Origin of the sequence: Desulfosarcina sp., assembly GCF_041551955.1 — a bacterium.
Classification (GTDB): Bacteria; Desulfobacterota; Desulfobacteria; order Desulfobacterales; family Desulfosarcinaceae; genus Desulfosarcina.
The window spans coordinates 1-4,783 of the sequence record NZ_JBFELV010000400.1; the positions used below are offsets into that span (position 1 = coordinate 1).

Sequence of the window (4,783 nt, forward strand, 5' to 3'; positions counted from 1 at the left end):
ACGGTGCCGAGGACGCCGGCCTGGTGAAAATCGATCTTTTGGGCAACCGGAGCCTGGGGGTGATCCGGGACGCGCTGACCAATATCCGGGCAAACGGCATCGATTTCGAGGAAAGCCGCTGGGAACCCGAGGACGATCCGGCCACCCGGGACACCGTGGCCCGGGGCCACACCATGGGCTGTTTTTACATCGAGAGCCCGGCCATGCGCCTGCTGCACCAGAAAGCCGGCAACGGTGACTTCGACCACCTGGTGATTCACTCCTCAATCATCCGGCCGGCGGCCAACGCCTATATCCAGGAGTACCTCCGACGCCTGCACGGCGGCAGCTGGGACCCCATCCACCCACTGCTGGCAGACGTACTGGACGAGACCTTCGGCATCATGGTCTACCAGGAGGACGTCTCCCGGGCAGCCGAAGCCCTGGCCGGATTCTCCAATGCCGAGGCCGACAGCCTGCGGAAGATTATTGCCAAAAAAGACCGGCAGCGTCAGTTGGCCGATTTCCATGACCGCTTCATGACCGGTGCCGCAGAACGGGGCGTATCCACGGATCAGGCCAACGCCGTATGGCAAATGATGATGAGTTTTTCCGGATACTCCTTCTGCAAGCCCCACAGCGCCTCCTACGCCAGGGTGTCTTTCCAGGCGGCCTTTCTCAAAACCCATCACCCGGCCGAATTCATGGCCGGGGTCATCAGCAACCAAGGAGGCTTTTACAGCACCTTCGCTTACGTCTCTGAAGCCCGGCGAATGGGACTATCCCTTGATCCACCGGACGTCAACACCAGTCTGGTCCGCTGGACAGGCAGGGAGCGTCGCCTGCAGGTCGGCCTGATGGCGGTTGGTGGATTGGGCCGGCATACCATGCAGAAAATCATGGAATGTCGGCAGACGTCCGGTTTCACAGACATGACCGATTTTCTGGATCGCGTGCAGCCACATGAAGACGAGAGCCGGGTCCTGATCCACTGCGGTGCCTTGGATGGACTGGCCACCGGACATTCACGGACCCAATTGCTGTGGACCCTGGCCCGGTGGAAGGAGGATCAACGGGGGGCAGCGGGCCGGGCCGATCTGTTCACGCCTCGGCGGGGCTGCAGGGCTGCCATATCGCCGCCGGTGTTCCCACCGGAGGACGCCAAGACGCGCCTTCGCCGGGAATTCACCGTTCTGGGGTTTCTGTGCAGCCGACACCCCATCACCCTATTTGCCGATGTCATCAAGGCGATGCACACCGTGAAGGCCAGCCATCTTCCGGGCCTGAAGGGCCGCCGGATTCGCCTGGCCGCCTGGCTGGTCACCGGCAAGGTGGTGCATACCCGCCACGGAGATCCCATGGAGTTTCTCACCTTCGAGGATGAAACCGGTATCGTTGAGACCACCTTCTTTCCCGAGCCATACCGCCGCTTCTGTCACATGCTAGACCGACATCGACCCTATCTGCTGGCAGGAAAGGTGGAAGAAAATTGGGGCGCCGTATCCCTCACCGTGGACCGGGTCGAACCAATCGTAAAAAAAGCCGGAGGGGTGGATGATTGAACCGCGATAGCGCTTGCTTTCGCGGACCAGGAATTGGCGAAGCGTCTTGCCTCCTCGATTCGCCCAGACCGAACACACTCAGGGACGCCAACCACCATGTCGGGGCGCCCTTTATAAATTGGGTGTCTGTGAAAAAGTGGTAGCTTTTGGTTCAGGCCAAGGCCGCAGCGATTTTGAAACCGGAGGCGTAGCAGCGCTACGTCGAGGATTTTAACAAAGCGAGAACGCAGGCATGGGCCAAAAGATGCCGCTTTTTGATAAACACTACTTGGCGGCCCGCTCAACTGCCCGCCGCAACGCAGCGGTGATCTTTTTGGCCGGCCAGGCCGTCACCGACCAGCCGATGGCCAGGATCATCAGCCAGACCATCACTTCACCGCCCTGACTCAGGTTGCGTCCCTGGGTCAGCACGGGGCCTAAAAAAACAGCGCAGACAAAACCGGCGACAATGCGCCAGGTATCTTGTGAAAAAAGCAGATAAAAGAATATATAAGAGAGGCTGAGGGTTGGCTTGCGCATGTTCGCTCCTTTGGCAACGATTGGCTCCTCTGGAGCTGAGTAAAAGTTTTTGGCCGACGGGTCAAGGGTTGCAAGAAAAAAATCCCCGGAGGGCAACGGATTCTGGCTCGGGGATATGACCCAGATTGACACCAGGGTCCTTTTCACCTATTTTGGAGCGAAGACAAACGGGGGTCGGGTATGAATTTGACGACGAGTTTCAAAACGCTGGGTATCGGCCCGGAAGCGGATGAAGTGCAGGCTAAGCGCGCTTACAAGGACCAGGTACGGCGGTGGCATCCCGATCAGTTCCCAGAGGGGTCGACCGCCAAGACCGGTGCGGAGGAGCAGCTGAAGCAGATCAACATCGCCTATGCTTTCGTCAAGACCCACCTGGCCAATCACCCTTCGGCCCCGGCCGTCCCAGCCGGCGCCACCCCACCTCGTCCGAATCAAGCCGGCATTGACCGCCACGATATGGCCGGTGAAAAAGCGAAAAAGCGCTCCTGGGTGGACCACCTGTTCGATGCCCTGAAGGTCTGTGCGGGAAACCGTGCCGGTGGGCCCTCGGCACCACCGGACGCTGAAACCGATACCGATCGGCGAAAAACGTTTGAACAGGTTCTCAGTGAAATGGCCGGCGGTGGCATCCATTCAAAACTGAAGTGCCGGCCGGGAAGCCACCCTGCCGCTGGACGCCGCGCGGCCGCCAGCTACCGGCATGCTGGCCGCAAAGGCGCAGCAGTGGGTAGCGTGGGGGGCGCTGAACGTCCGGGGCCGGTTAAACCGGTAAGCCGCGTCCGGGGAATCGGTCGAAACCGATGATGCCTTATCCTCCCAACGATTTCAACAGCGCCGCCAGCAACCGCCACACCTTTTCCACCGACGGCAGGAAGAGCCGCTCAGATGGCGAGTGAGGATTCTCCATGGTGGGGCCAAGCGAGATCATATCCATGCCCGGGCACCGGTCCCCGATCACCCCGCATTCCAGGCCCGCATGCATGATCTGCACCGTGGGCGCGCATTCAAACAGATCCCGATAGAGCAACGTACAGCGGTGGAGCAGTGGAGATTCCGGATTCATGGGCCACGAGGGATAACCGGTACCGGTTTGAACTGTGGCGCCGGCCAGGCGGCCCACCGCCTCAACCGCCAGGCAGATGGCATCGAGACGGGAAGGCACCGAACTGCGCTGGTTGGTGGTCACCGCCAACCGCTCGTTGTTTATTTCCACCAACGAGAGGTTGGTGGACGTCTGCACCAGGAGCGGAAAGTCTACATCCATGTCCACCGGACCGCTGGGCAACGCCGTCAGCAGGCTCACCACCACAGCCGTATCGTGTTCGGTGACGCCGCGTTGGCCTGCGTCCACCGGCCCTTTTTTTTCAACGGATACGTTCAACGCCGGATCCGTCGTCTTGTATTCCTGTTTGATGAGACCGGCGACTGAACCGGTCGTCCTTTCCAAGTCATCAATCGCCTCCCGGCGGCAAGCCACGAGCGCCTCGCACCCGCGGGGAATCACATTCCTGCCGGTGCCGCCCTTTAGGGCCACGAGTCGCATCGGAGCGACCGCCATCCCGGCACCGAGCAGGCGGGCCATGACCTTGTTGGCGTTGGCGCGGTGTTTGGCGATGTCAACACCGCTGTGTCCCCCTTTCATGCCTTGGGCTGACACGCTCAGCAAGTCATAGTCGCCGTCGAGGCTCGTGAAATCCAATGGTCGGTTGATGGTGGTATTCCGCCCTCCGGCACACCCGACGACGAAGACGCCTTCGTCCTCTGAATCCAGGTTGATCAGGATTTTCCCCGACAATAGTGCTGGATCCATCTTCAGAACCCCGGTCAGGCCGGTCTCCTCCTCCACCGTAAAAAAAAGTTCCAACGGCGGGTGGGATACCTCCGGGCTGTCCACCAGGGCCATGGCCAGAGCGATGGCAATCCCGTTGTCCGCTCCCAGGGTGGTCCCCCTGGCGGTCAGCCAGGGGCCATCCTGCAACATGCGGATGGGATCTTTGGAAAAGTCGTGATCCGAGTCGTCTTGTTTTTCACAGACCATGTCCAGATGGCCCTGGAGAATGACGATGGGTGCATGTTCGAAGCCTTTTGTTGCCGGCACCTGCAGGACCAGGTTGCCGGCTGAATCCGATTTTACCGGCACCCCTCTGTCCATGGCCCATTGCTTCAGCCAGCGGGATATTTGCTGCTCCTGTTTCGAGCATCGCGGATGCTGGTTGATCTGCTCAAAATAATCGATGATCGTGCGCGTCGCACTGTCCACGGATAGCTCTCCTTGGGTATTGCAACCTGATTCTCATGGCAATCCGAAGCATACCACGGGTCGGGTCGCCGATTCTGAGAAAAGAAGTTAAGATACTGAAGAAAAGGCCGATAAAAAAGCTTGAACCCAGTCACACCATGCGCAAGGACGTGGGATTGCCCCATGAACACCAAACTGCTGATGATCGTCGCCTTATTGTTTTTTCTCTCCTGGAGAAAAGCCGCAGACAGCTTTCTCCTGTTCTGCGCCCTATTTGCCGCCGGCCTGTTCGTTTGCGTGCTCATCTACCGGGTGGAGAACACCCATTCGGTGGTCGAGGACGACACCTAACCCGGAAAAACCGGAAACAACAAGCACTAAATTTCAGACAAATGGAGATTTATTTGGCATTGGGTGTTTGTGATTTGGCATGCTTGAGGTATTTCAAGTCATGCGTCTTTCCAGACAGTCCAGCACCGCCTGG

General features: G+C 59.2%; 5 protein-coding genes. 3 read left to right on the top strand and 2 right to left on the bottom strand.

Annotation, left to right across the window (positions count from 1 at the left end):
• Positions 1-1,541: OB-fold nucleic acid binding domain-containing protein (locus tag ABYV26_RS21070; protein ID WP_372683328.1), on the top strand; the 1,541-nt coding region annotated here is incomplete at its 5' end.
• A 264-nt stretch (positions 1,542-1,805) separates the two neighbouring features.
• On the opposite strand, the gene ABYV26_RS21075 is transcribed toward ABYV26_RS21070, so the two are convergent.
• Positions 1,806-2,060, bottom strand: a complete 255-nt coding sequence (locus ABYV26_RS21075; RefSeq protein ID WP_372683329.1) for a hypothetical protein — start codon at positions 2,058-2,060, stop codon at positions 1,806-1,808.
• A 180-nt stretch (positions 2,061-2,240) separates the two neighbouring features.
• Between ABYV26_RS21075 and ABYV26_RS21080 the strand changes: the two genes are divergently transcribed.
• Positions 2,241-2,864 (top strand): J domain-containing protein, encoded by a 624-nt coding sequence (locus tag ABYV26_RS21080; protein ID WP_372683330.1) that lies wholly within the window; start codon positions 2,241-2,243, stop codon positions 2,862-2,864.
• A 4-nt stretch (positions 2,865-2,868) separates the two neighbouring features.
• On the opposite strand, the gene ABYV26_RS21085 is transcribed toward ABYV26_RS21080, so the two are convergent.
• A complete protein-coding gene (locus ABYV26_RS21085; RefSeq protein ID WP_372683331.1) occupies positions 2,869-4,320 on the bottom strand; it encodes an aminoacyl-histidine dipeptidase in 1,452 nt (483 codons plus the stop codon).
• Positions 4,321-4,482: 162 nt separating this feature from the next.
• Between ABYV26_RS21085 and ABYV26_RS21090 the strand changes: the two genes are divergently transcribed.
• Positions 4,483-4,650: a hypothetical protein gene (locus ABYV26_RS21090; protein WP_372683332.1), complete on the top strand. Its 168-nt coding sequence runs from the start codon at positions 4,483-4,485 to the stop codon at positions 4,648-4,650.
• Positions 4,651-4,783 lie beyond the last annotated feature (133 nt).

Coding starts and splice junctions, on each gene's coding strand:
- ABYV26_RS21090 (WP_372683332.1), top strand. CDS start 4,483: ATGAACACCAAACTGCTGATGATCGTCGCCTTATTGTTTTTTCTCTCC.
- ABYV26_RS21080 (WP_372683330.1), top strand. CDS start 2,241: ATGAATTTGACGACGAGTTTCAAAACGCTGGGTATCGGCCCGGAAGCG.
- ABYV26_RS21075 (WP_372683329.1), bottom strand. CDS start 2,060: ATGCGCAAGCCAACCCTCAGCCTCTCTTATATATTCTTTTATCTGCTT.